The sequence below is a fragment of the Chryseobacterium sp. FP211-J200 genome, assembly GCF_001643375.1.
Taxonomy (GTDB): domain Bacteria; phylum Bacteroidota; class Bacteroidia; order Flavobacteriales; family Weeksellaceae; genus Epilithonimonas; species Epilithonimonas ginsengisoli.
Genome location: NZ_LSHB01000006.1, coordinates 14,283 through 34,868, shown reverse-complemented (window position 1 = coordinate 34,868; position 20,586 = coordinate 14,283). Strand labels below are relative to the sequence as shown.

At 37.2% G+C, this 20,586-nt stretch carries 19 protein-coding genes; 8 read left to right on the top strand and 11 right to left on the bottom strand.

The genetic code is table 11. From position 1 onward, the window contains the following. The first annotated feature begins 125 nt into the window (after nt 1–125). Both AXA65_RS01930 and AXA65_RS01925 read left to right on the top strand, forming a co-directional pair. Nucleotides 126–2,330 carry an ATP-binding protein gene (locus tag AXA65_RS01930; RefSeq protein ID WP_063968448.1) on the top strand — a complete coding sequence of 735 codons (2,205 nt, stop codon included), beginning with the start codon at nt 126–128 and terminating at the stop codon, nt 2,328–2,330. After that, a complete protein-coding gene (locus AXA65_RS01925; RefSeq protein WP_063968447.1) occupies nt 2,311–2,847 on the top strand; it encodes a biliverdin-producing heme oxygenase in 537 nt (178 codons plus the stop codon). Before AXA65_RS01930 ends, AXA65_RS01925 begins: the two co-directional genes overlap by 20 nt. A gap of 77 nt (nt 2,848–2,924) precedes the next feature. On the opposite strand, the gene AXA65_RS01920 is transcribed toward AXA65_RS01925, so the two are convergent. The 3 genes from AXA65_RS01920 to AXA65_RS01910 all read right to left on the bottom strand — a co-directional run bounded on the left by AXA65_RS01920 (nt 2,925) and on the right by AXA65_RS01910 (nt 5,770). Continuing rightward, entirely contained in the window at nt 2,925–4,022 is a 1,098-nt protein-coding gene (locus AXA65_RS01920) for a peptidylprolyl isomerase (protein ID WP_063968446.1), read from the bottom strand. 18 nt (nt 4,023–4,040) lie between these two features. Next, nucleotides 4,041–4,607, bottom strand: a complete 567-nt coding sequence (locus tag AXA65_RS01915; protein ID WP_228391600.1) for an FKBP-type peptidyl-prolyl cis-trans isomerase — start codon at nt 4,605–4,607, stop codon at nt 4,041–4,043. 92 nt (nt 4,608–4,699) lie between these two features. Beyond that, entirely contained in the window at nt 4,700–5,770 is a 1,071-nt protein-coding gene (locus AXA65_RS01910) for a branched-chain amino acid aminotransferase (protein WP_063968445.1), read from the bottom strand. Between the two features lie 84 nt (nt 5,771–5,854). Between AXA65_RS01910 and mnmD the strand changes: the two genes are divergently transcribed. Both mnmD and AXA65_RS01900 read left to right on the top strand, forming a co-directional pair. Then, nucleotides 5,855–6,529 (top strand): tRNA (5-methylaminomethyl-2-thiouridine)(34)-methyltransferase MnmD, encoded by a 675-nt coding sequence (gene mnmD, locus AXA65_RS01905; protein ID WP_063968444.1) that lies wholly within the window; start codon nt 5,855–5,857, stop codon nt 6,527–6,529. A 33-nt stretch (nt 6,530–6,562) separates the two neighbouring features. Continuing rightward, nucleotides 6,563–6,979 carry an NUDIX domain-containing protein gene (locus tag AXA65_RS01900; protein WP_063968443.1) on the top strand — a complete coding sequence of 139 codons (417 nt, stop codon included), beginning with the start codon at nt 6,563–6,565 and terminating at the stop codon, nt 6,977–6,979. Nucleotides 6,980–7,019: 40 nt separating this feature from the next. On the opposite strand, the gene AXA65_RS01895 is transcribed toward AXA65_RS01900, so the two are convergent. Next, the gene (locus AXA65_RS01895; RefSeq protein WP_063968442.1) at nt 7,020–8,093 is read right to left on the bottom strand and encodes a glycosyltransferase; all 1,074 of its coding nucleotides are present in this window, start codon (nt 8,091–8,093) and stop codon (nt 7,020–7,022) included. Nucleotides 8,094–8,228: 135 nt separating this feature from the next. On the opposite strand from AXA65_RS01895, the gene AXA65_RS01890 reads away from it, so the two are divergent. Then, the gene (locus AXA65_RS01890; protein WP_063968441.1) at nt 8,229–9,302 is read left to right on the top strand and encodes a T9SS type A sorting domain-containing protein; all 1,074 of its coding nucleotides are present in this window, start codon (nt 8,229–8,231) and stop codon (nt 9,300–9,302) included. A 112-nt stretch (nt 9,303–9,414) separates the two neighbouring features. On the opposite strand, the gene recQ is transcribed toward AXA65_RS01890, so the two are convergent. After that, nucleotides 9,415–11,625, bottom strand: a complete 2,211-nt coding sequence (recQ, locus tag AXA65_RS01885; protein ID WP_063968440.1) for a DNA helicase RecQ — start codon at nt 11,623–11,625, stop codon at nt 9,415–9,417. A 177-nt stretch (nt 11,626–11,802) separates the two neighbouring features. On the opposite strand from recQ, the gene AXA65_RS01880 reads away from it, so the two are divergent. Both AXA65_RS01880 and tatC read left to right on the top strand, forming a co-directional pair. Then, nucleotides 11,803–12,762 carry an SIS domain-containing protein gene (locus AXA65_RS01880; protein WP_063968439.1) on the top strand — a complete coding sequence of 320 codons (960 nt, stop codon included), beginning with the start codon at nt 11,803–11,805 and terminating at the stop codon, nt 12,760–12,762. Nucleotides 12,763–12,844: 82 nt separating this feature from the next. After that, the gene (tatC, locus tag AXA65_RS01875) at nt 12,845–13,669 is read left to right on the top strand and encodes a twin-arginine translocase subunit TatC (protein WP_063968438.1); all 825 of its coding nucleotides are present in this window, start codon (nt 12,845–12,847) and stop codon (nt 13,667–13,669) included. Nucleotides 13,670–13,744: 75 nt separating this feature from the next. Here tatC and alaS read toward each other — a convergent pair whose 3' ends face one another. The 5 genes from alaS to queG all read right to left on the bottom strand — a co-directional run bounded on the left by alaS (nt 13,745) and on the right by queG (nt 19,684). Then, nucleotides 13,745–16,348 (bottom strand): alanine--tRNA ligase, encoded by a 2,604-nt coding sequence (alaS, locus tag AXA65_RS01870; RefSeq protein WP_063968502.1) that lies wholly within the window; start codon nt 16,346–16,348, stop codon nt 13,745–13,747. 55 nt (nt 16,349–16,403) lie between these two features. Further along, entirely contained in the window at nt 16,404–17,063 is a 660-nt protein-coding gene (locus AXA65_RS01865) for a hypothetical protein (RefSeq protein WP_063968437.1), read from the bottom strand. Between the two features lie 6 nt (nt 17,064–17,069). Next, nucleotides 17,070–17,654, bottom strand: a complete 585-nt coding sequence (locus AXA65_RS01860; RefSeq protein WP_228391599.1) for a murein L,D-transpeptidase catalytic domain-containing protein — start codon at nt 17,652–17,654, stop codon at nt 17,070–17,072. A 195-nt stretch (nt 17,655–17,849) separates the two neighbouring features. Next, nucleotides 17,850–18,527, bottom strand: a complete 678-nt coding sequence (locus AXA65_RS01855; protein WP_063968435.1) for a TIGR02117 family protein — start codon at nt 18,525–18,527, stop codon at nt 17,850–17,852. A 233-nt stretch (nt 18,528–18,760) separates the two neighbouring features. Continuing rightward, nucleotides 18,761–19,684 (bottom strand): tRNA epoxyqueuosine(34) reductase QueG, encoded by a 924-nt coding sequence (gene queG, locus AXA65_RS01850; RefSeq protein WP_063968434.1) that lies wholly within the window; start codon nt 19,682–19,684, stop codon nt 18,761–18,763. A gap of 115 nt (nt 19,685–19,799) precedes the next feature. Between queG and AXA65_RS01845 the strand changes: the two genes are divergently transcribed. Further along, nucleotides 19,800–20,087 carry a rhodanese-like domain-containing protein gene (locus AXA65_RS01845; RefSeq protein WP_063968433.1) on the top strand — a complete coding sequence of 96 codons (288 nt, stop codon included), beginning with the start codon at nt 19,800–19,802 and terminating at the stop codon, nt 20,085–20,087. A gap of 350 nt (nt 20,088–20,437) precedes the next feature. On the opposite strand, the gene AXA65_RS20355 is transcribed toward AXA65_RS01845, so the two are convergent. Continuing rightward, the gene (locus tag AXA65_RS20355; protein ID WP_256333741.1) at nt 20,438–20,563 is read right to left on the bottom strand and encodes a hypothetical protein; all 126 of its coding nucleotides are present in this window, start codon (nt 20,561–20,563) and stop codon (nt 20,438–20,440) included. Between the last annotated feature and the right edge of the window lie 23 nt (nt 20,564–20,586).

Genomic DNA, 20,586 nt, shown 5'->3' with positions numbered 1-20,586 from the left:
CAAAATTACAGCACAACATAAAATTCAAGTAAAAAAAAGATTTTTATTTTATATCTTTACATCATTAACATCTGTATATTTTACTTTGGAATCACAAAGAATATCATCAAATAAGTAAGAAACAAATGTATCCAAAGGAATATATTAATTGCGACCAGGAACCGATCCACATTTGCGGAGAAGTTCAGAAATACGGTTATCTACTAGGCACCAAAGACTCTAAGATCACTTTTTACAGTGAAAATATATTGGATCTCTTCTCGCAGGATTCCAGGTTGGTATTAGGAAAAGATATCAAGGTTCTGTTTGATGAGCTTCAGCTTGATATCAATTGGGATAATTTTTCTAATGACCACGAGCTCGCCATTCAGCACATCACATTCAAAGAAGAAGAATACACACTCTCTATCCATACGAATAAGGGTTTCACATTTTACGAGATCGAAAAAGTAATTCCAAACCACAAGATCAATAAGGAATACAAAGCCATTCAAAATATCCTCAGAATGTCAGACGGTGATAATGTTTGGAAACTATTGCTGGATGAAGTTCAAAAGATCATTGATTTTGACAGAGCCATGATCTATCAATTTCTTTATGATGGCAGCGGCGAGGTGATAGAAGAATCTGTAAAACCTGGCTTGGAAAGCTATCTGCACCTCCACTATCCAGAATCTGATATTCCGGCACAGGCAAGAGCGCTTTATCTAAAAAATACCGTTAGGATCACGTCCCACGTTTCAGGCGAGACCTATCCTATCTACGGTGTCCAGAAAGAAAATATTGACCTGACCTATAGCGTGACCAGATCATCTTCACCAGTTCACAGACAATACCTTAAGAATGCCGGCGTAGAATCCAGTTTCAGTGCTTCGATCATTGTCAATGGAAAACTATGGGGTTTGGTTGCCTGTCAAAACGCAGAACCCAAACATCTTGACCTACAATCCAGATTATTGGTAGAGACCCTTACGAGAACTTCAGCTAATGCTTTTGCCTCCTACCTATCGCTGCAGACTCTGGAAGATTACCAAAGGATCAATCTCAATAATATTTCGCTTAGAAAAAATCTTTTGAATGAAGAGGATTTCGGAAAAAGTCTGGAAAACAACATCGAGGATATCATGAATACCTGTGATGCCGAGGGAATGATCATCAAGATCAACAATGAGATATTGACCCACGGTAATGTCCCAAACAACTCCGACATCGAAAAGATCATCCAATGGAGCAAGGACAACAATCAAGATTTTGAAGAGAACATCTTTATTTCCAATACTTTTTGCAAAACCAGCGGTTTAGAATTAGATAATTCTGAAGTAAGCTGCGGTATCATCATCAGCGTTTTGGGAAATAATACGTCTGATATGCTGATCTGGATGAGAAAAGAGCAAGGCCAAAAAATAAAATGGGCAGGAAATCCTGAAAAGGAAACCATATCTGAGATAAAAGATGGTGTGGAGATCATCAAATTTTCGCCCAGAAAATCCTTCGAAGTTTGGAAAGAATATGTGAAGGATACGGCTCTGCCTTGGAAAACAAGAGAAATAGAATCAGCAAAATGGATCACATCTGTCATCCTAAAAGCTTCTCATACAAAGTCTTCTCAAATCTCTGACCTCAATGAGCAGCTGAAAGAATTGAACGAAGAGTTGGATTCATTTTCCTACACGATTTCCCATGACCTCAATACGCCATTGACCGTCATCAAGCTCAATGCACAATTGATGAAAAGGATGCAGCAGCCCGACGAAAAGTCTCAGAAGTTTCTGGACACGATCATTGGACAGGTAGATTCTATGAGCGATATGATCAAGAATGTTCTGGAACTTAGTAAAATAAAAAAATCAGAAATAGAACTTAAAAAGATCGAGGTAGATTCTTTGATCAATAAATTAGCAGAGGATTCCAAAATAAGCTTCGACTCACCTCATACAGAGATCATTATAGAAAACACACCGGAAGTGATGGGCGATCCAACAATGGTCTACCAAGTCTTTGGGAACGTGATCGGAAATGCCATCAAGTACTCTTCCAGATCCTCAAAACCAAAGGTAAAGATCATAGGCGAAGTCTACGAAAATGGTGTAACTTACAAGATATCAGATAACGGAATCGGGATCGATAAAGAAGATGCAGGCAAAATGTTCAAGATATTCAGCAGGATGAGCAATGCAAAAGCTTTCCATGGCAATGGTGTTGGTCTCAGTATCGTACATCATTTGATGGAAAAAATGGGCGGTGAGATCAGCTACGAAAGCGAAAGCGGCATCGGGACGACCTTTATATTAAAATTTCAAAAACCTGACTATGATTTCAGTATTTCTTAAAGAACAGACCAAACAACAACACGACGATACAGAGGCAAAATTACAATCTCAAAAGATCTTTGACAAATCCTACACACTGGATGATTACAAAACACTTTTGATCTACAATTATAAACTGATCAGCAGGTACGAACCTCAGATCCAAGAAAATCTAAAAAACTATCCAGAACTTAAATTGGAATTAAGAAGCAAGATCGACGCCGTTAAAACTGACCTCAATAACTTAAATATAAAAACCAAAAGCGAAGTTCCAACTCAAAATTTGGAAAACGAAGCTGAGGCTTTTGGCGCACTTTATGTGATGGAAGGCTCTACACTTGGCGGAAATGTAATCGCAAAACAATTGAAGAAGAATCCGGAATTTGAGAATGTAGAGTTCAATTACTTCGGCGTTTATGGTGAGAATACTGGACCGTATTGGCAGGAATTCAAATCGATCATCGACGAGAAGATCACTGAAGAACATTACGATGCTTGTGTAACTGGCGCGAAGAAAGCTTACCAATTACTTTCATAAAAGGCTTTAAAGTATAAACAAAAAGGAGTGAAAAATTAATTTCACTCCTTTTTTATTTTGTTTGATCAGACTTGGAATTATCCTCCGATCTTAACCAATTCTACATCGAAAATCAACCAAGAGTTTGGTGGGATCACACCGCCTGCTCCTCTTTCTCCGTAACCTAAAGCTGGTGGGATCAACAATGTCGCCGTTTCTCCTTCTTTCAACAAAAGAATACCTTCGTCCCAACCTTTGATCACTTGACCAACACCGATTGGAATATCAATTGGAGCATTTCTTTTGAAAGAATTATCAAACTCCTCACCGTTGATCAACTTACCTGCGTAATGTACAGCAACGGTTTGACCAGGAGTTGGCGTTGCCCCAGTGGTAGTTTTAGTGATTTTATAATATAGACCAGAAGGCGTAGACTGCATTCCAGCTTTCATTTCGTTGACCAATTTCTCTTGGTTCGCAGCAAACTCAGCCAATTTCTTAGCTTTTTCTTCCTCAGCTTTTGCCAAATATGCTTTGTTCTTTTCTTCGATCTTAGCTTTACCTTCAGAGAAGATCTTCGCAGCATCGTAATGCTTGTAAGCATCGCCTTTACCGAAAACAGCAACCTTTGTCAATACAATATCAGTTTTAGGTTTGTCCTGAGGTCCTTTTTCTACGTTCGCGATAGAATCGATAGTCGCTTCTCCGCCAACAACTTTCCCGAAGATCGTATGTTTCCCGTCCAACCAAGGCGTTGCAATTTCCGTAATGAAGAACTGAGAACCGTTGGTGTTGGGTCCTGAGTTTGCCATAGAAAGGATTCCTTTTCCTGTGTGTTGAAGGTCATTTTTTTCGTCAGCAAATTTGTATCCAGGATCTCCCATTCCGGTTCCTTGTGGATCACCACCTTGGATCATAAAATCTTTGATCACTCTGTGGAAGATGGTTCCATCATAGAAAGGCTCCCCTTTCTTCTTAGCTTTGTTCTCGATCTTACCTTCAGCAAGTCCAACGAAATTGGCAACGGTCACCGGAGATTTTTCATCTTCGAATTTCACCAAAATCTCTCCTTTGCTTGTTACAAAATTTCCATAAAGTCCGTCTGGCAGACCTTTATAAATTTCTTTGTCTATTTCCAATGTTTTACAATTTAATAATGTTAATAATGTTATAGAAAGTGCTATAATTTTTTTCATTGTTTATCTAGTCGTTAGTTATAATACTTTTACTTTGATGATGAGCGGCATGTCATTACTGATTTTTTTGCCGTCGCCATAAGTGCCGTAAGCCAAAACAGAAGGCACAAGGATCTCTGCCTCCTCACCTTTTTTCAAATATCGGATGACATCTTCCACAGCATCCATCTCTCCAAAATGTCCAAATTCTACATTAGTATTTCCAATGGAAGAATCATACAATTTGACCCTATCGAAGTCGTAGATGTCATATTTGTATGAAACTTTTTCGCCGTTATTTTTTCGGGGTTGCTTCTCAAGACCTTCGATGTTTACCCAATAGTTCATTCCCATTGGATAATATTTGACCTCCTGAGACTTGATCCAGTCTTGGATCTGTGTTCTTTCAAGCGTGTTCAGATCTTTGGTCCTGTTTTTAGAATCCTCCATTTCATTTTGTGACATATACTGCTCTCCGGGATTCTGCGCAGGATTTTTCTTAGCACAGCTGGCCAAAAAAATCAAAGATGCTATGTAAACTATTTTCTTCATATCGAGAAACGCCTTCTGAAATCCAACACTATCGTTGTCAAAAAACTTTCGCAAAATTAAGAATTTTTGAAGACTTAATTGTTATTAAAACAAAAACCGGAAGATAATTTCCGGTTCTTGCTTTTCAATTTACTTTTTATTTAAAACTATACACTGTATACATTTTCTTCCACCAATACTCTCCATCCAAAAGGATCTTCTGCATTGTTGGTCTGGATATTCACAAGATCATTTTTAAGTTGTGCTGCAAAGCTCTCCTCATCAGAAAGTTTCGGCAACTCAAGGTGTTCTCCCTGATAACCTAAAGCTTCGAAGATACTTGTGACCACAGCAGTTCCAACACCCCAAACCTCTTTCAAAGTTCCATTTTTCTGAGCATCGATAACATCTTTCACCTTCACATTTCCAACGACAACGTCAATTCCTCTTCTTTCAGCAAGTTTTAAGAAACTGTCTCTGGTAATTCCGTCCAAGATCTTATCAGAAGTCTTTGGTGTGTAGATCGTATCATTGATCCTTACAAAGACATTCATGGTTCCGCTTTCTTCAAAATATTCGTGATTACAATCATCTGTCCAGATGATCTGGTCATAACCTTCTTCTATCGCCAATTGTGTTGGATAAAAAGAAGCAGCGTAATTTCCTGCCGCTTTTGCTGCACCCACACCACCACTTGCCGCTCTTGAATAGTGATCGGAGATCTTCACAGATACTGGAGCTGTATAATAACTCTTCGCTGGTGTTGCTACGATGGCAAACATATATTTTTCAGAGATCCTTGCTTTCAAAGCTTCTTCTGTTGCAAATAAAAGAGGTCTAATGTATAATGACATGCCTTCACCTTGCGGAATCCAATCCCTGTCGATATCTACCAAAGCCTTTAACCCATCCAAGAAGATATCTTCGGAAATCTCAGGAATTGCCAATCTTTTTGCGGATTTGTTAATACGTTGAAAGTTCTTTTCCGGGCGGAAAAGGAACACTTGGCCGTCATTATCCTTGTATGCCTTCATTCCCTCAAAACATGCTTGTCCGTAGTTTACCCCCATCATTGCCGGGGTAAAACCGATGGGACCGTAAGGAATTAGTTGGAGATCCCCCCATTTTCCGTTCTCATATTCACAGATTATCATATGATCGATAAAAGTATTCCCGAATGAGAAATTATTAGGATCAAATGTAGAAATTCTTGGGTTGGTAGATTTTTGAATTATCATTTTTTAATTTTTTGTTGAGGTATTACAAATATATAATAAATATTTAATAATAAAAATTAATGTTAATTTTGTAAAAAAAATACTGTGAAAAGAGAACTAATAACGACCAGCGACGGAAGCAAAACACTACTAATCAACGGATTAGAAGAAACCTATCATTCCAAACACGGTGCACTACAGGAAGCAATACACGTATTTATCAAAAATGGACTTAATTTAATAAATAGTTACGAAATTAATATTTTAGAACTAGGTTTTGGAACAGGTCTTAATGTTTTGGTAACAATTGATGAATATTTGAAAAATGACAAAAATCATAAGATCAAATATTTTAGTATAGAAAAATATCCGATTTTTTTTGAAGAAGCATCAGAACTCTCTTATTCTAAATTATTTTCTAACGATTTTGTGAAAGATTTGTCATTGAAAATCCATGAGTTAGATTGGGAAGCCTCCAATGAACTGACAAAGGATTTTCACCTCACAAAAATTAAAAAGGATTTTTTTGACCTCAAAAACACAGAACTCCCACCTATAGACCTGGTCTACTTTGATTGTTTCGGAGCGAGAGTGCAGCCTGATCTTTGGGAAATGGAACTTCTGGAAATCGTAGCATCGAAAATAAGAGCCGGTGGCCTGCTAACAACATACGCCTCGAAAGGAAGCGTTAGAAGAAACTTGATAGAATTAGGCTTCGAAGTAGAAAAAAAGCAAGGGCCGCCGGGAAAAAGAGAAATGATGATAGCCTGGAAAAAATAATTTTACTTAATTTAGGCAATCCAAATTATAGTTATGATAGATAAGATTAACATTCGGGTTTACGCCCTTTGTATTAAAGACAATAAGATCCTTGCCCTCCACGAGGAATATGCAGGAGATTTTCTGATCAAACTACCTGGTGGCGGATTAGAATTCGGAGAAAGTACGATTGAATGCTTGAAACGAGAGTTTCAGGAAGAGTTGAATCTTGACATTGATATCACAGAACATTTCTACACACAGGACGATTTCTTGGTTTCCAGATTTAGAGATAATGAACAGCTAATTACGATTTACTACCTCGCAGAGATCCTTAATGAACAAGACCAATTGATATTAGATCCTTGTATCGAAAAAACAGAATGGTTTCCTCTGGATGGCGAAAATCCCTTCCCATTACCGATTGACAAACGCGTTTTTGATATGGCAAAAGAAAAATTCCTGAAATAAATTTCAGGAATTTTTTATTGTTTGAATATTAACTTTAGTATTAAATATTCCAAAGCAGCTCTTCGTATTTCTTCATAATAATATCTTTCGAAAAACGAGATTTGATAGAGGTTTTAATATCTTCTTTATTATCATTCCTGTGAACTGCATGTTTTATCTTTTCAGCAAAATCGTCATAGCTCTCGATATTGGCAATTTCGCCGTTGATCTGATCAATGATAATTTCATCAATTCCACCAGGACAATTATTAGCTAAAGAATATACGCCGCAAGTTCCGGCTTCCAAAAGTACATTCGGAAAACCTTCATACCTTGAAGACAGAACGAAAAGATCCGCAAACTTCAAATATTGATACGGATTGCTTTGTCTTCCGTGAAAAATAACATGGTCTAAGCCCAACATCTCTTTCATCTTTAAAAGCATTTCTTTATCTCTTCCATCGCCAAGAATGTGAAGTAGAATATTCTGATTTTTGAGTCGTGAAAAAACTTTCAGAAGATTATCAAAGCCTTTTCTGGCCGAGAGATTCCCGATCGCAACGACATGTTTGTATTGTTGCGAAAATTCAATTGGTCTTTCTGATTGTTTCAGTTTTTCTTCGATGAAATCTATATCCACCGGATTATTGATCTTGACCAATTTATTTTTTCTGATTCCGAAATTATTGACCAGATCCACCTCCATATCATTGCTTTGTGCGATAATGCGGTCGTAATTGTTATAGAATTTATAAAAAAAACGAATCTCTTTCCTCGTCACATGTTGCGAAACCACGTTGGTTTCTCTTGCAATGAATTTTGTCTTAGGAAAAAGTTTGATGAATAATGACAAATACGCATTCACTTCTCCAAATCCAGAAAAGACAATATCAGGTTTTCTTCTTTTAATTTCCAAAAGGATCGGTTTCAAAGAATGTCGGATGCGTGGTGTTTGGATATCGATGACCTCAACATCAGGATTTAAGAAATCAAGATAAGCACCTTCTTTCCTCAATAAAAGAATTGATGGAGAGAATCTGTCCCTTGGAAGATGATTCGCAATCGTAGTGATGATGCGTTCTGCACCACCCGTTTCCAGATCTGGCAATATGAAAATAATGGATCTTTTCATTATTCAAAATTATGGAAATTTTAATAAATATCTGAAAGCTTAATAATTATCTATTCGTCTATTAAAAGTGTCGTTCGTCGATTTGCTGTTTTTTATAAGATTGTCAAAACTGACCTTTGTCTTCTAAATCAAGCAATTATGAAAACAATTTTTACAACTTTAATTTTATGTGTATTATCGACAATCTGTTACGCACAAGACAAAATGTTTCGACATAAGGTCAAAAGCAATGGACAGACTTATACAATGCTCGACCATCCTTTGCTCAACAACAAACCCGATGCACGGCCAATCGTTTCTAAATTTGGTGGGAATACAGGCGTTTTTTCAACTCAGATAGTAGGCGTTTTTTACAATGAAACAAATAAAAAATGGGGAATTTATAACGAAAATCTATTACCGATGACTGTAGATCACGAGTTTACCGTCTATGTCCCGTCGCCTGAATTTTCATTAACCCAAGTAGCCGCAGATGACTACTACACGACTGAGATAAACCACCCGTTACTAAACGGAAAGCCAGATACTTTTGCTGTTATGACCCATGTGGTAGGTGGTGTATATAACAACCAACCTGTAGCATTCTGGTATGATGATATTACAACTGATGGGAAATGGAATATTTATGATGAAGACGGTGATGGAGCAATTCCCGGAGGTACAAAATTTTTCGTAGCTGTTGAAGGCGAACAAGGTATTGTGAAACACAGGCATATTGTTACTAATCAAAATGAAGGTTACTCGACATCTGTTTATCATCCACTAATGGCTAATGCAAATGCCCGTTTTGTTTGGGCACATAATACAGGACGTCAAGGTGAAAATTCCGCTACTGAATTAAAATCCTCAATGCTGGCTTACTTTTCTAATCCATTTTGGCGAATAGGAATGGAAGATTTAAGCGACATACCGACTGGTACTGTGCTAGATTTTTTAATTTATGATCCCAATGCAATGTCGACAGAAGATTTATCGGGAGCTAATCAAATACAAGTATTTCCCAATCCAATAATTGATAATGTTAATTTCAAGTCAAAGAATACCATCCTTGAGGTTTCGATTTACGACATGACAGGGAAAAAAGTTTTGAGTTCAGAAAAACAAAGTTCATCAAGCGTACAGATGAGCGCTACATCATTGCCAGCAGGCGTATATACAGCAAGAATTAAAACGAATAAAGGATTTGAATCTTTGAAATTAATTAAGAAATAATTATTTTTCTTTGTGAAGAAAAAAACTTGGCAAATATTCTAATGATTCTATAATATAGAAATCCACTCCATTATAGGAGTGGATTTTAAATTAAAATATTCTTTTAATTAATTTAATTGGCAATATCACTAATGAACTTGATTCTAAGAATTCTAACTTCTTCATCCGTCAGATCATCGCCATATTCCGCCAAGAGCGTTTTCATACTATCACTTTCCGAATTTTTCATAAAGTCCATGAATTCTTCTACAATATCCTCATCAAAATTCTCATTGACGTAATAATCGATGTTCAGTTTTGTACCTTGATAGATGATACTTTCCATTTCGGAAAGAAGCTCGGTCATACTTAGATTCTTAGCTTTTGCAATATCCTCCAGGTCGATTTTTTTATCTGTATTTTGAATGATAAATACCTTATGACTGGATTTGTTGGCCACTTGTTTTATAACAGTATCCTGAGTTCTCTCGATATCATTTTCCTCCACATATTTTTTGATAAAATCTGCGAAATCTTTACCGTATTTCTTTGCTTTCCCTTCACCAACACCGTATATCTTGGCTACTTCTTCCACAGATATCGGATACTGAACAGTCATATCTTCCAGACTTGGATCCATGAAAACCGTGTAAGGAGGAATACCGTGCTTCTTAGCTACATTTTTTCTAAGTTCTTTGAGTTGGCCAAATAATACCTGATCTAGTCCGCCGCCAGCTTGGATCTGAACTTGTTCATTATCCGCTTTTGTTTTGGATTGAGCGAGATTATATTCTCTATCTTCCGCAATGTGGAAAATATTTTTCGATTTTCCGTTGATCACTTCCTGTCCTTTTTCAGATACCTTCAACACGCCATAGGTCTCAATATCTTTTTTGAGATAATCCTGAACAGTCGCTTGTCTGATGATGGATTTCCAATAGTTATCACTTTCCGATTTTCCGAAACCGAAATATTCTGTCTGCTCCAGTTTATAAGATTTGGTAACCGCAGATTCTTTTCCAGTAATCAATGAGATCAGATCTTTAGTTTTAAATTTTTCACCCAGAACCTTTATCATTTCAAGGACTTTCTTAAGGTCTTTGGTCGCATCTTTTAAAGTTGGTGGATTTTGAGAATTATCACACATCAAAGCACCTTCACCTTTTACCGGGTCAAATATCTCTCCGAAGTAGTAAAGCAAATACTGCCTTCTACTCATGGATGTTTCTGCGTAACCCACAACTTCATTCAAAAGCTGAAGTCCAATCTCTCTTTCGGAAACCGGTTTTTGAGCAAGGAATTTCTCAAGTTTTTCGATGTCTTTTGGGTCATAAAAGGCAAGACAGTAACCTTCGCCTCCATCTCTACCTGCGCGACCAGTTTCCTGGTAATAACTCTCTAGCGATTTCGGAATGTCGTAATGGATCACGAATCGTACATCCGGCTTATCAATTCCCATCCCGAAAGCAATCGTCGCAACAATCACGTCTGCCTCTTCCATCAAGAATTTGTCCTGATGCAGAACTCTTGTTTTTTGGTCCAAACCAGCGTGGTAAGGCAAGGCATTCACGCCATTCACCTGCAAAAGCTGAGCAAACTCCTCCACTTTTCTTCGGCTAAGGCAATAGACAATTCCGGATTTTCCTTTATGTTGGTTGATGAATCTTACAATTTCCTTATCAACATTCACTTTTGGACGAATCTCATAAAACAAATTGGCCCTGTTGAAACTTTCTTTGTAGACCAAAGCGTTGTTCATTCCCAAAGTTTTCTGGATATCGTCCTGAACTTTCGGTGTTGCGGTTGCTGTCAATGCAATTACAGGAACATCGGCAATCTTATCAATGATGCCTTTCAAATTTCTGTATTCTGGGCGGAAATCATGTCCCCATTCCGAGATACAGTGCGCTTCGTCGATTGCGACAAAAGAGATCTTGACATTTTTGAGAAAATCAACATATTCTTCTTTTATCAGAGATTCCGGAGCTACGTAAAGCAATTTTGTTTTTCCAGCCGTGATGTCGTCCATCACTTGTTTTGTCTGGGTTTTATTCAATGAAGAATTAAGAACATGCGCCACACCTTCGTCAGAAGACAGACCGTTCACCGCATCCACTTGATTTTTCATCAATGCGATAAGTGGTGAAACGACGATAGCAGTTCCTTCCGAAATAAGTGCTGGCAATTGGTAACAAAGTGATTTTCCACCACCGGTTGGCATCAGCACGAAAATATCCTTACCATCCAGGAGTTCAGTGATGATCTGTTCCTGTTGGCCTTTAAATTTAGAAAATCCAAAATATTTTTTCAGTTCGGTAGATAAGTTGATGTCTTTTGTGTCCATCCTTTGATATAGTTTGCTAAATTTGCATAGTTATAGGTCACGCAAATTATAGATAGTAATTTTTGTTTTTTTAGATAAAAAAATGAAGCCTAAAAACTTCATTTCGTAATTTCAAATTATTGAAGTGAAGATACAAAATTAATATTATTAAAAAAAATAATAAAACATTTTAAAATTTTGGATCCAAAAGAAATTCTTTCCAATGCGCACCAGGCGCTCGATATCGAAATAAGCGAACTTACCAACCTTCGAAACCGCCTGAATGACAGCTTTATAAAAAGCGTATTGACCATCAATGAAGTTAAAGGAAAATTAATTGTGGTAGGCATAGGAAAATCCGCTCACGTTGCCAACAAGATCGTTGCAACACTCAATTCTACAGGAACGCCTTCTCAATTCCTTCATGCTGCAGAAGCCATTCACGGCGACCTGGGTGTGATCCAAAAACAAGATGTTGTCCTGTGCATTTCTTATTCCGGAAACTCGCCGGAAATCGTCAATCTTTTGCCTTTCCTGAAAGAATATTCTTCTGCACTCATCGCGATGACAGGGAATAACGAGAGTAAACTTGCAAAAGCTGCAGACATCATCCTAAATACACACGTTGATAAAGAAGCTTGCCCAAACAAACTGGCGCCAACAAGTTCTACAACGGTTCAAATGGCTTTGGGTGATGCACTTGCGGTTTGTCTTATGGAACTTAAAGATTTTAGAGAAATCGATTTTGCGAAGTTTCACCCAGGTGGAAGTCTCGGGAAAAACCTTACTGCGAAGGTCGAGCAATTTGTCTCAACCAACAAGCCGGAAGTCAGCCTAGAAAGTTCTATCAGAGATGTCATCATTTCTGTCAGCGGCTCCAAGCACGGTATCACAGTAGTTGTCGAAAATGGAAAAATAATAGGCGTGATCACCGATGGCGACATCCGAAGAATGCTCCTGGATCAAGATGACATTTCCAAAGTGAAAGCGTCTGACATCATTAGCAAAAACCCTAAGACCATAGATAAAAACCAACTTGCAAAGGAAGCAATGCAAATCTTGAAAGAATTCAATATCGGACAATTGGTGGTTACCAATGATGAGCAATATTACGGCATCATTGATATTCACAAATTGCTGGATGAAGGAATTAATTAAGAAACTACAGAATAATGAACATAAAAGATTAATTTCGTTCTAAGAAAATCTTTTATCAATAATCAATTATCATTAATAAATAATGAGTGAAGAAAAAGAAATGTCCTTTCTAGGACATATTGGAGAACTGCGATCACATTTGGTAAGAGCTATTTTAGCCATTGTCATCCTTGCGATCGTTGTCGGTTTTAATATCAACTGGGTCATGGACCATATTTTTTTCGGGCCTACAAGGAGCGATTTCTTTACCTTCAAAGTGGTGAATCATTTTTCCAGAGAGCTTACAGGTGTAGATAGTTTCATTATGCCAGCAAAATTCAGTGTTCAGCAGAAGCAGTTGTTTCAGCAGTTCAATGTGATGATGGCAGTTTCCATTTTTTCAGGAGTTGTATTGGCATTTCCTTACATCGTTTGGGAAATTTGGCGTTTCATCAGTCCTGCTCTAATGCCAGCGGAGCGAAAGAATTCTATTTTTTACATCAATTCTGTTTGGATCCTTTTTATGCTGGGTGTGATGACAGGTTATTTTTTGATCCTGCCATTCGCTATCAATTTCGGATTGCTCTTCAAAGTTTCAGATAATATTGTTCAGCTGTTTGACCTTTCGGATTACACAACCCTTTTCCTACAGGTTACGATGGGAATGGGTGTAGTTTTCCTCTTTCCAATTGCAGTGTACATCTTGACATCGATTGGGATTTTAACGCCGAAATTCCTAAGAACTTACAGACGTCACGCGATTGTTCTGATCATGGTCGTTGCAGCAATCATTACTCCTGCAGATGTTCTGAGTATGATGGCAGCTGCATTGCCACTGGTTTTGCTTTATGAGATCAGTGTGATCATGTCCAACGTCATCTACAAGAAAATGCAGAGAAAAAATCTGAATAAAGATCTGATGAAATAATCATCACAGAGTTTAAAGCAATAAAAAACGTCCTGAAATTTCAGGACGTTTTTGTTTTTTATTATTTGAGATAAATTAAATTTCCAAAGCTTTTTGATAAGCATTATCAATTCCTGCAAGATTCTTTCCGCCAGCTGTAGCAAAGCCAGGATTTCCTCCTCCGCCGCCTTGGATCTCTTTCGCTAATTCTTTGACGATATTTCCAGCGTGATAAGTAGCTTCCAAATCTGTTGAAACCCCAACAGTTACCATTGGTTTTTCACCAGCATCGGAGATAATGATGATGACAGAATTTGGCGTTTCTTTTTTCAGTTGGAAAACAATGTCTTTCACAGAACCTGCATCCAGAGATGTTTTCTTAACTAATAATTTTTTGCCGTTTTTATCTTCGAAGTCGTTTTTCCAGTTTTGAATTTCGCCTTTTGCTTTTTCTTTTTTGAATGAATCGATCTCAGATTTTAATGCTGAATTTTCTTCCAACAATTTTTCAATTGATTTGATGAGATCCTTTGATTTTAATAATTGCGAGATCTCAGAAACTTGAGTTTCCAAATTCTTGAAATATTCCTCAGATTTCGCTCCAGAAATTGCTTCAATCCTTCTGATCCCAGCCGCTGTTGAACTTTCTGAAGATAATTTGAAATGTCCAATTTCGCTCGTAGTTTTCACGTGCGTTCCACCACATAATTCTTTCGAACTTCCGAATTGGATCATTCTCACATTGTCGCCATATTTCTCTCCAAAAAGTGCCATTGCGCCTTTGTCCAAAGCTTCCTGGATCGGAATATTCCTGAACTCTTGCAATGCCAAATTCTCTTTGATTTTCGCATTCACCTTTTCCTCAACCAAGGCCAATTCTTCCTCGGTCATTTTACTGAAATGTGAAAAATCAAAACGCAAATAATCCGGACCAACGTAAGAACCTTTCTGCTCCACGTGTGTTCCAAGAACCTCTCTCAAAGCTTCGTGCAACAAGTGCGTCGCAGAGTGATTGGCCTGAGAATTTTTTCTATCAGCAACGTTCACTTTTGCGTAGAAAATTGCGCCGGCATCTTTTGGAAGTCCATTAATTAATGAAATAATCAATCCGTTCTCTTTCTTGGTTTCAACAACTTCTAAGCTTTCGGTTGCATTTTCGATGACACCTTTGTCACCAACTTGTCCGCCACCTTCTGGATAGAAAGGAGAATTACTCAAAACAATCTGATAAAACTCGCCATCCTTATTTTCTATTTTTCTATATCTTGTGATGTAAGTTTCGGATTCCAAAACATCGTAACCAACGAATGTTTCAGGCTTCTCTTCCAAAACGACCCAGTCATAAACTTTCGCCGCTGAATCTTTTTTGGAACGTTGTTTCTGTTTCGCCATTTCTGCTTCGAAACCAGCTTCATCAATGGTCAATCCTTTTTCTTCCGCAATAATTCTCGTTAGATCATCAGGGAAACCGTAAGTGTCGTATAATTCGAAAACCTCTTCGCTTGGTAAAACTTTTTTACCTTCAGAAATCGTTTGTTGAATTAATTTCTCAACTCGGATCAAACCATTTTCAATTGTTTTAAGGAAAGATTCCTCTTCACTTTTGATCACTTCTGTAACCAGATTTCCTTGCTTCTCCAATTCTGGGAAGAATTTTCCCATTTGATTTTGAAGGACAGCCACCAATTCGAAAAGGAAAGGTTCTTTTCTGTCCAAAAATCTATAAGCGTAAGAAATCCCTCTTCTCAAAATTCTTCTGATCACATAACCTGCGCCACCGTTGGAAGGCAATTGTCCATCAGCAATCGCAAACGAAACCGCACGGATATGATCTACAACCACACGGATTGCAATATCTTTTTCGTCGGTTAAAATTCCTGTATATTTTTTACCCGAAAGTTCTTCCACCTTAGCGATCAAAGGTGTGAAAACATCGGTGTCATAATTGGATTCCTTTTGTTGTAAGGCCATACAAAGACGCTCGAAGCCCATTCCTGTATCAATGTGTTTTGCAGGCAGATTTTCCAAACTTCCATCCGCTTTTCTGTTGAATTGCATAAAAACGAGATTCCAGATCTCCACAACTTGAGGATGGTCATTATTCACCAAATCAAGGCCTGAAACTTTCGCTTTTTCTTCCGGCGTTCTTAGATCCACGTGAATTTCGGAACAAGGTCCGCAAGGCCCGCTCGCTCCCATTTCCCAGAAATTGTCCTTCTTATTTCCATTAATGATTCTATCTTCGGAAATGAATTGTTTCCACAGATCGTAAGCTTCTGTATCACGTTCAAGGTTTTCTTTCTCATCACCTTCAAAGATGGTTACGTAAAGATTTTCCTTTGGAATTCCATAGACTTCTGTCAACAGTTCCCAAGCCCAAGTAATCGCTTCTTTTTTGAAATAATCGCCAAAACTCCAATTCCCCAACATCTCGAACATCGTGTGGTGATACGTATCACGTCCAACATCATCCAAATCATTGTGTTTTCCGGAGACTCTCAGACATTTTTGGGTATCGGCAATTCTAGAAGATTTCGGTTCTTTGTAACCTAAAAAATAATCCTTGAACTGTGTCATTCCAGAGTTGGAAAACATCAGCGTCGGGTCATCTTTCAGAACAATTGGTGCAGAAGGAACAATCAAATGTTCTTTGCTTTTGAAAAAATCTAAAAATTGCTGTCTTATTTCTTGTGAAGTCATAGTTTGGGCTTTTGGCATTTAGCGTTTTGCTAATTGCTTTTTATAGGTTGCGAATTTAATGATTTTGGAGAGATTTTTTGATACTTAACATTGAAATATTTAAGAGTATTAAAAATCCGAAAATTACATAAAATGCTTGCCTTGGAAGTTGAGAAATCTGATAGGAAAATTTTTCAAAACCTTTTAAATAATAATCTTCAGGATAATTAATATAAACAACATCATCATTGCACAAACATTCAGTTTCTTTTGAGTTTGGATCTTTGTAATCAACAAGAGCGAAAAAATGCCCACTTTTATCCAAATCTAATCCATACATTTCATGTTTAGAGATTGCCATATCATTGAGTAAAGAAATAAGGTCATCATAAGAATTGTCATCATTTATAATGAATTCAATTTCTGTTTCTTTCTCATTTCTTTGTTTTAGTTTTTTGATTTCGGAAACATACAAATCAGAATTTTGTCTTGCAGTATTCGGTTTTACAATAATCTCTTTGTAATTCCAATTTCTTAAAGGTTCAAAAGAGTTTTGATAAATACGATCTTTTTCTTCGGCAGAATTTTTTAAATGAACTTTCGAAGGCAAACCAATATCCATAACATTTGGAATTGGCTTTTGCATTTCTCGATTTCCATAGAACCAAAATAATACCGGAATGATAATGGCGCTTATCAAACCTGGAACATAGTATATTTTCTTTAATGGTTTCATTTATTTTTAATTATAAATCCACATCAAAACCGGTTTCTTAGAATTCTTCAGTAAAGGATCAATTTCTTTGAAAGCATTATTGGAAACTGTGGGACAACCCCAACCTTCTGGTGAGCCTTTTGGGTAAACTTCATCATCGCTCATCATGTTCCAAGAATGAAAAACGATGATTCTTTTGAGTGCATTGCTGTTGGTGTCTTCTAAGCCGTGCATTAGATATTTGACATGAACGCCCCAATTGCTGTAACCTCTGGCTCCGATTTTATATTTTCCCAAGGAAGAAAGGTGGCTATTGTCTTCATTGCTGAAACTTGGATTTTCTTTTGTGTCATCTTTACTCCAGGATGAAGCTCCGCAACCGTGACCAACTAAATATTGCTGAGAAATTTCTTTCTTTTTTAAATCATAAATAAAAAAACGTTTCAATCCAGAATGCAAACTCATATCGATCAGGAGACAAAAATCTGTATTGAAATTTTGGGCTTTGCAGAATTCTAACGCTTCTTCGGCTTTTTGATTTGTTTTCGGAATATCGATTTTATGTTTTATAACTACAATTGAATCTTGGATCAACAAAATTGGCTTGTTCAAATTTTCTTTTTGACAGCCAAACATTATTGTGGAAAATAAAATACAATGGATATATTTCATAAAATGGAAAAAATGTGAACTATGCGAAGCGCAGCCCGACTTGAGTGGAAATCCTTTTTTGTGGCTGGAAAAGCCAAGGTAAAAAGATTGGGAACGGAAGGCGGAAAAGCTGCCCAAATCTTTACTGATATGATTTTATTTGTAATGTCTGAAAATCCCAAAGTCTGTCGGCGTCCAAAATGCGGCTTTTTGCCCAGCGACTTTCAAACCGTCATTTGCCCAAGTGTTGCATGTGTAAGTAAAGTTATAGCTTCCTTTTGCATCGTAAAATGCGTCATTGTTGCCGTAGACCGCATCGGTTTTTATGAATTGATAACTACCGGCCGAATCTTTGTAGAACTTATCGTCAATAAATTTTATTAAATTTTGATATTGCTTTTCGGTCAGCATTATTCTTTTACAGTCGTCGCCAAGTTTCATTTCGTTGTAATATGTGCAATGCATCGCAGAATCACTCAACCAAAACGCAGCTTTGAAGGCTGTTGAGAATTTGAGATCTGCCCAAGTCGGTGTATTGAGATAAAATCCCTTATCGCCCCAACCAAACGAGATGAATTTATAATTTCCCTGCTTAGATTTCGTATTGCTGTAAGGTAGTTTTGTGCTCCAATCTATGAATTCTGTTTTCACAGGCACCACAATATCCGTATGAACACCATTGGTCAAAATGTAGGCTTCAATGACTTTTGGATCATCGGTTTTCTCTGCTGATACAGGAATTAAAGGAAGTACAACTCCCAAAATAATATATAAAAAAACGGCTCCGAGTATGAAGCCGATTATTTTCAAGGTTAGAATTAACGTATTTTTCATCTTATTGGGTTTCCCGAATCGTGCGAACCATAAAGATAATAAAATTATTTCAACAAAATCAAAATGTTAATTTTTTTTAATAAATCTTGGTTTTGTAGAATTTTATCATGAAATTTAATAGCGAAAAAACATCAACCTATGCCGAAAAATCGCCAATCCAACAAAAGACAAAAGATCAGAGTAAAAGTTGCCCCAAAAAGAGTGCAGAAAAGAAAATGATGTTGAAGGGAATTTTATTCTGACAAGAAATCAAGATTCCTTTTCAAGCCATTAAATTTCGTTCTCTTGACCGCTGACTTTTTGAAAACCGAGGAAAATATTTCTTGGGTAATGTCTTTCCACTCTTGTTTTGTGAAATTTTTGATCTCAGAATTTGGTCGGAATTTCTCTTCCAAAGTTGGCGCAGAAAACCTGTTCCACGGACAGACGTCCTGACAAATGTCGCAGCCAAACATCCAGTCTTCCATCTTATCTTTGAAGAAATCCGGGATCTGGTCCTTCAACTCTATGGTAGCGTAGGAAATACATTTGCTACCATCAATGATCTTATCGGAAACGATGGCTTGAGTTGGACAAGCGTCGATGCATTTTGTGCAACTTCCGCAATGATCGGTGACTTCAAAATCTTCAATTAGATCCAAATCGCAAATGATCTCTGCCAAGAAATAAAACGACCCATTCTTTTTAGTGATCAGATTAGAATTTTTACCGACCCAACCAATTCCCGATCTCTTGGCCCAAGCCTTTTCCAAAACAGGCGCAGAATCTACAAAAACACGGAAGGCAAACTCCCCTATTTCTTCCTGAAGTTCGGCAACCAAAGTTCTCAATTTGTCTTTGATCACGTCATGATAATCTTCCCCATAAGCATATTTTGCAAGCTTGAAATCAGGATTATTTTGAAGTTCTTCCGGAAAGTAATTATAACTGAGAGAGATCACAGACTTGGAACCTTCAAGCAGTAATCGTGGGTCAAGGCGTTTATCAAAATGATTTTCCATATAACGCATCTCACCATGGAAATTGTTCTTGAGCCATTGCTCCAAACGTGGCGCTTCCTCCTCCAAAAAGTCCGCTTTGGAAATACCGCACGACTGAAACCCGAAAGCCAAAGCTTTGGATTTGATAAGGTCGCTGTATTTCTCTCTGCTGTTCATTTTACAGCGCAAAATTAATGTTTTAAAATTTGATATTTTTTATAGAGATCTATGTAATGTTTTAAAAATTTATATTGTAATTTTGTTAGCATTAAAATGTAAAAAATAAAAAATTATGGCTTTAGAAGATGTATTAAGAGCAGGCAATTACCACTTGATCGATGTGCGTGAACCATTGGAACTGGAGATGGACGGACATATCGAGGAAGCTCAAAATATCCCTTTGGGTGAATTGGAAGACAGAAAACAGGAAATTACAAACCTTAGCGGCACCAAGATTTTCTTCTGCAGATCAGGAAACAGATCGGGAAAAGCGACAGAGTATTTCAAATCAGAGGGATTGACCGATGTTTACAACGGTGGCGGTTATGTAGATTTGAAAGAAGTTCTAGATAACCTCTAAAACTGAATCTTTATAAAAGTAAAGCGTCCTGAAATCTAATTTTCAGGACGCTTTTTTTAGTTTTTACCCCTTGATAATAACCATAATACCAAAGCGACTATACCGACTACGACAATGATTCCCCACCACATACCGGCTTTGAAAATGGTCTCTACTGCTTCGCAGCTCGTCAACATTCCTACTAATAAAAACAATGGAATGAAATTCATATATTTTTTCATAGTAATAAAATTTGTGAGTTAAATTCAAACACCAAGCCAAAGCTTAAAAAACAACGATAAATGCTTATTTTTATCAAATCAACAATGAGCAATCGACCAACAAAAAAGCCACCTGACCCGGTGGCTTTCTTATGCTTTGACAACTGCTTTTTCCTGTGATTTCCTGGCTTGTCTCTCTTCGAATTTCTTCACTACATAACCAATGATAAAGGGCGCTGCCCACGTCAATACTGTTTTGATCAATCTTGGGTTCATAATTTTAAATTTTCAACAAAATT

Coding starts and splice junctions, on each gene's coding strand:
- AXA65_RS01930 (WP_063968448.1), top strand. CDS start 126: ATGTATCCAAAGGAATATATTAATTGCGACCAGGAACCGATCCACATT.
- AXA65_RS01925 (WP_063968447.1), top strand. CDS start 2,311: ATGATTTCAGTATTTCTTAAAGAACAGACCAAACAACAACACGACGAT.
- AXA65_RS01920 (WP_063968446.1), bottom strand. CDS start 4,022: ATGAAAAAAATTATAGCACTTTCTATAACATTATTAACATTATTAAAT.
- AXA65_RS01910 (WP_063968445.1), bottom strand. CDS start 5,770: ATGATAATTCAAAAATCTACCAACCCAAGAATTTCTACATTTGATCCT.
- AXA65_RS01900 (WP_063968443.1), top strand. CDS start 6,563: ATGATAGATAAGATTAACATTCGGGTTTACGCCCTTTGTATTAAAGAC.
- AXA65_RS01890 (WP_063968441.1), top strand. CDS start 8,229: ATGAAAACAATTTTTACAACTTTAATTTTATGTGTATTATCGACAATC.
- recQ (WP_063968440.1), bottom strand. CDS start 11,625: ATGGACACAAAAGACATCAACTTATCTACCGAACTGAAAAAATATTTT.
- tatC (WP_063968438.1), top strand. CDS start 12,845: ATGAGTGAAGAAAAAGAAATGTCCTTTCTAGGACATATTGGAGAACTG.
- alaS (WP_063968502.1), bottom strand. CDS start 16,348: ATGACTTCACAAGAAATAAGACAGCAATTTTTAGATTTTTTCAAAAGC.
- AXA65_RS01865 (WP_063968437.1), bottom strand. CDS start 17,063: ATGAAACCATTAAAGAAAATATACTATGTTCCAGGTTTGATAAGCGCC.
- AXA65_RS01855 (WP_063968435.1), bottom strand. CDS start 18,527: ATGAAAAATACGTTAATTCTAACCTTGAAAATAATCGGCTTCATACTC.
- queG (WP_063968434.1), bottom strand. CDS start 19,684: ATGAACAGCAGAGAGAAATACAGCGACCTTATCAAATCCAAAGCTTTG.
- AXA65_RS01845 (WP_063968433.1), top strand. CDS start 19,800: ATGGCTTTAGAAGATGTATTAAGAGCAGGCAATTACCACTTGATCGAT.
- AXA65_RS20355 (WP_256333741.1), bottom strand. CDS start 20,563: ATGAACCCAAGATTGATCAAAACAGTATTGACGTGGGCAGCGCCCTTT.